The 2,311-nt window shown below is 38.6% G+C and carries 3 pseudogenes; all 3 read left to right on the top strand.

Annotated elements, in window-relative coordinates:
- Positions 1 to 83 precede the first annotated feature (83 nt).
- Positions 84 to 587: pseudogene (locus ARSQ2_RS07700) on the top strand (alpha-isopropylmalate synthase regulatory domain-containing protein); the annotation flags it as partial.
- Positions 588 to 643: 56 nt separating this feature from the next.
- Positions 644 to 1,145, top strand: a pseudogene (locus tag ARSQ2_RS07705) (isocitrate/isopropylmalate family dehydrogenase); the annotation flags it as partial.
- Between the two features lie 3 nt (positions 1,146 to 1,148).
- Positions 1,149 to 2,311: pseudogene (leuC, locus tag ARSQ2_RS07710) on the top strand (3-isopropylmalate dehydratase large subunit); the annotation flags it as partial.

Genomic DNA, 2,311 nt, shown 5'->3' on the forward strand with positions numbered 1-2,311 from the left:
AATTACTTGTAATCATTTTAAAGTCGCCCAGCTATATTTTGTTCGCACTCAATATGGTGTAATCAAAATTAAGTCTCTTAGCTATAGAATGTTTGTATGAAGCATTTTTGCACTTAGCTGATTAAAAAAGGTCAAATCTTCCACTATGACCTGGAAGCTTTAGCTTTTATAAATCAACAACAAGAGCCTGAATTTTTCAGTTTAGCCTATTTCAGTATCCAATCTGGCTCAAATCTACTAGTCACAGCCACGATAAAAATAATATGTGGCGATAAGGAAAAATATGATGCAGCAACACAGGCAATGGTCGGGTGGATGGGATTTATCAGGCCATTAATAAAATAGCAAAATATCCAATTAAACTGATTTCCTACCAGTTATCATCCGCTAAAGGTCATGGCAATGAAGCTTTAGGTCAAGTTGATATCGTTGTAGAATGCTTTTGCCGACGTTTTCATGGTATCGGCCTGGAAACCGATATTGTCGAATCGTCTGCTATAGCAATGATTAATGTGTTAAATAACATTTGGCGCGCAGAATTAGTGAAAAAACAAAAAAATCACAGCAATACAGAGGTAGTTCAATAATATGGCTAGTAATTATAATATTGCTGTCTTACCAGGTGATGGTATTCGCCCTGAAGTTATTGCAAAGTTCGATTTTATGGCGAGAAGTTGTCAATGATATTGCTAAAATTTATCCCGATGTCGAAATCAATCATATGTATATCGATAATGCCACTATGCAGCTCATCAAAGATCCTGCTCAATTTGATGTTCTGCTCTGCTCTAATATTTTTGGCGATATTATTTCCGATGAATGTGCAATCATTACCGGTTCAATGAGATTGTTACCTTCCACCAGTTTAAATTAACAAAATTTTGGCTTATACGAACCGGCTGGCGCCTCAGCACCCGGATATCGCTGGTAAAAATATTGCTAATCTAATTGCGCAAATCTTATCTGTAGCGCTATTGATGCGTTATCGCCTGCACCAACCACATATTGCTGATGCGATAGAAAATGCCGTCAATAAAACCTGATTGCAAGGTTATCGAACTCAGGATTTGGCATTAGATAAGCAATTTGTCAGTACCGATGAAATGGGCAGTATTATTGCCAGTCATATTATGCAAGAGGTTTAGATTATGGCGAGAACTTTATATCAAAAATTTTACGATTCACACATTGTCCATGAAACGGAAAATGAAACACCATTAATTTATATCGATCCACATTTACTGCATGCAGTCACTTTGCCTCAAGCATTTGATGGATTGAGAGTCCATAATCGCTCGGTCAGAAAACCCAATAAAACTTTTGCTACCATGGATCACAATGTCTTTACTCAGACTAAAGACATTAATGCTAGTGATGAGATGGCTCGCATTCAAGTGCAAACCTTGATAAAAAATTGTCAATAATTTGCTATTACTCTTTACGATTTAGATTTAGATTTAGATTTAGATTTAGATTTAAAACACCCTTTCCAAGGTATTGTCCCCGTTCTGGGGCCAGAACAAGGCATAACTTTACCTGGCACAACTATCGTGTATGCGGTGATTCCCACACCGCAACTCATGGTGCATTTGGCGCATTAGCTTTTGGTATTGGCACATCCGAAGTTGAGTATGTCTTGGCCACGCAAACCTTAAAACAAGCTCGAGCTAAAACCATGAAAATTGAGGTCATTGGTAAACTAGCTAATGGCATCAGAGCTAAAGATATGCTACTGGCGATGATTGGCAAAATCGGTAGTGCCGGTGCCGGTGCCGGTGGCACCGGTTATGTTATTGAATTTTGCAGCGAAGCAATTCAAAACTTAACTATGGAAGGCCGAATGACTGTCTGCAATATGGCAATTGAAATGAGTGCTAAGGCGGGTATTATTGCGCCTAATGAAACCACTTTAAATTATATTAAAGGCCGACAATTTGCACCAAGCACAGAACAGTGGCAACAAGCCGTTAGTTATTGGAAAACACTGAAGACTGATCCCGGTGCTCATTATGATGCGATCAAAACTATCTATGCTGATGAAATCGCCCCTCAGGTTACCTGGGGAACAAATCCAGGAAAAATAATTGCGATCGATAGCCCCATACCGTCACCAGATCAATTGCGCGATCCGACTGAATATGCTTCTACAGAGAAAGCATTAAATTATATGGACTTACAAGCTGGGAGCAAATTAACCGACATTAAGATTGATAAGGTATTTATCGGTTCTTGCACTAATTCGCGTATTGAAGATTTGCGTTCTGCTGCCGCTATAGCTAAGCGACTTAATTTTGATGACATTATTTATATG

Source organism: Arsenophonus endosymbiont of Bemisia tabaci Q2 (assembly GCF_902713415.1).
Classification (GTDB): Bacteria; Pseudomonadota; Gammaproteobacteria; order Enterobacterales; family Enterobacteriaceae; genus Arsenophonus.